This window comes from uncultured Clostridium sp., assembly GCF_934754915.1.
Taxonomy (GTDB): Bacteria; Bacillota; Clostridia; order Clostridiales; family Clostridiaceae; genus Clostridium.
In genome coordinates this window covers 1-2,694 of the sequence record NZ_CAKVKB010000270.1, presented here as the reverse complement: position 1 = coordinate 2,694, position 2,694 = coordinate 1, and the positions used below count along the sequence as shown (strand labels likewise).

3 protein-coding genes are annotated in these 2,694 nt (G+C 24.0%); 1 reads left to right on the top strand and 2 read right to left on the bottom strand.

Features of this window, described 5'->3' with window-relative positions; translation table 11 throughout:
- Nucleotides 1–14: 14 nt before the first annotated feature.
- Complete coding sequence (locus Q0F58_RS18665; protein WP_294379445.1) at nt 15–1,502, bottom strand: ABC transporter substrate-binding protein; 1,488 nt, start codon at nt 1,500–1,502, stop codon at nt 15–17.
- 202 nt (nt 1,503–1,704) lie between these two features.
- Between Q0F58_RS18665 and Q0F58_RS18660 the strand changes: the two genes are divergently transcribed.
- Nucleotides 1,705–2,001: a hypothetical protein gene (locus tag Q0F58_RS18660; protein ID WP_294379444.1), complete on the top strand. Its 297-nt coding sequence runs from the start codon at nt 1,705–1,707 to the stop codon at nt 1,999–2,001.
- Between the two features lie 88 nt (nt 2,002–2,089).
- Here Q0F58_RS18660 and Q0F58_RS18655 read toward each other — a convergent pair.
- Nucleotides 2,090–2,694, bottom strand: a 605-nt coding sequence (locus Q0F58_RS18655; RefSeq protein ID WP_294379441.1) for a GNAT family N-acetyltransferase, incomplete at its 5' end; no start/stop codon positions are given.

The window sequence follows — 2,694 nt, the reverse complement described above, 5'->3', positions numbered from 1 at the left end:
TAATTTTATTAATTCTAATTTAATTTATTAAATATAATATTATTATTTCCATCTAAAACAATTTCAGATATTTTATCTGATACTGCCATATTTTCATTATAAAATATTAATGGAAGTATCTTGTAATTATAAAACAGACCATCTTCTAAATTACAGTAATCTCCATTACCATTATTTATTTTCAACTTATTAAAGCTATCATTATCAGTGTCTGAAATATATTCTTTAAATTCTAAATAAAATTTTTCCTTATCTGATATAAATGGTTCATTATTGACTATAACAACATCATATCTATTTTTAAGTTCTGAATCATTAAATTCATCTTCATTAGCTAAAGTAAACTTTACTGTAATATCGGTATTATTTTTAAACCATTCCTTAATTATTCTTAATAAAATTTTATTCTGCTTGCTTTCTCTTGCAATAAATGTTAATACTTGAGGCTTACTCCAATCATATTCTTTACTACTATCTACTTTTCTCTGTTGAACTCTTGTCAAATTATTCTTTTCTTCTCTAAAATAGCATCCTTCAGCCAACTCAAATTCTTGTGTGTTTTTACTGTAATACTCTTCTACAGCTTTATAAACAAGCTTATATATTTCTCTTCTTCCATACATTGAAATTGATGAATTATTTATCACCATATATGTAGCTTTATTTTCTGGAATTGTTATAAGATTGTTTTCGTTTTTCAGTTTGTTTAATTCACTTTCTGGAGGATCCTTTACTATATCTCGTTCATTAATTTCATAAGCAGCCATAGCTATTTCAACACTATCATCTCTTATAAAATTTATATATTTAAATTTATCATAATTATTATTTTCTTCTAATAAAATATTTGTCTCATAAGCTTCTTTAATTTTATAATCACCACAATAATCCAAATTCGAGTGATTTTTAATTAAATTATTCCACATTACAAGATTTCTTCTCAATCTATATTGTGGCTTAGATAAATCTTCTAAAAAATTATCATATCTATTATTTAATCTTATGACTACATTATTATCATTACAATTAACTGCTACTCCATTATCAAAACTTACTTTTCCTTCTTTAAACGCTCTTGCTCCATATATATTCATAATACAATGTATATCATCTTCACAGCTTTCTTTTAGCAACTCCTTAAAAAAAGTCACAACATCCTTTGCAGTAACTTTATCTCCATTGCTCCAAAATACATCATCCCTTATCTTAAATTCATACTGTATTCCATCTTCACTCTTTATAAATTCTGAAGCCAGTGAAGGTATAATTTCACCATCTGAATTTTTTTCAACAAGTCCTTTAGTTAATGCACATAATATATTTATGTCAGTACTTGATAAACTAGATACTTCACTAAAATCTTGAGATATATCATCAGCTCCATATGTTATTTCCTGTTGTAGAATGCTATTTGTAGCGCTGATATTATCATATTCTATAAAGCTCAACCCTAAAATTATTATGAGAACAACTGTTAAAATGAGCACTATATACTTTTTCATTGTTCCACCCTTTACTCAATTTATTTAATTATACATATTATTCCCAATTAATATAAATCTTAATCAATTGCAATATTACATAAGTCCAAGATTTTCATTTAAGTTTGCAATAATTTTTTATAAGTTACAAAAATTATTATATACTCTATCAATATATACATTTTATGTTATAATAAATTTATCTTTTTAGGAGGTTTTATAAATGGAATTTTTAACAGGTGCATTTTTGATAGTTTCAATGGTATTCATGTCCATTTTTATGTTTATAGGTATATGGTGTTTTATTGTATATATCAAATCTTACAAACAAAAACGTTATCAAAATTATATATTAGAGAAAATAAATCAAAAACTTTCACTAATATCAGATAATATGGATATTAATGAAAACAATGATAAATATGCTTATTTAACAGGTGAAGAGGATTTTGAATTTTCTGAAGATAAACCTGATAAATTTGATAATATCGCACATTTTAATAAACATGAAAAGATTTAATTGCTGAATATGGTTATCATACAAGAATTATTAATAAATAATTCTTGTATGATAACCATATTTATTTTAAAATACCTATAAAATCTGATTAAGCATGAGATAACGGACTGAACTTTAATTTATTTTCTTTAAATAGACCACTATCTGTTCCCATAACAAATAATGTTGTGTTTTCTTCATGATACGATTCAATATCATATAACCATTCATCACTAGGTGCAAAACCCAATATTACATGTTTAATGTTTTCATCTGCCAAAGCATTTATAATAGTATCTAGTCTTATATTATTCTCACCATATATATCCATAATAATTAATGTATCTACATTAAATTCTGCAAACACAATAATATCATAATCTTTTATATAATAAACATTTTCTTTCATATATCCAATACTATAAAACATAATCAAATCTACGGACTGTTCCATTGCCAATTTTGAATATGCAATGGAATTTTTTATTTTTTCACATACAAATTTCCTTTTATCTACATCATCCATATTTAATTTTTCAAATTGTATATTTAAATTATCATTTACTATGTTTTTTGAATATTGATATTCTTCTGCTTTATTAAATCCAAATTTAGGATAGAAATCAAGCACTGTATCATTTGCAAAAAGATATATTAAAGAACATCTATCTTTCCATTCACATATTACCCTTTCCATTAAAAATCTACTTAATC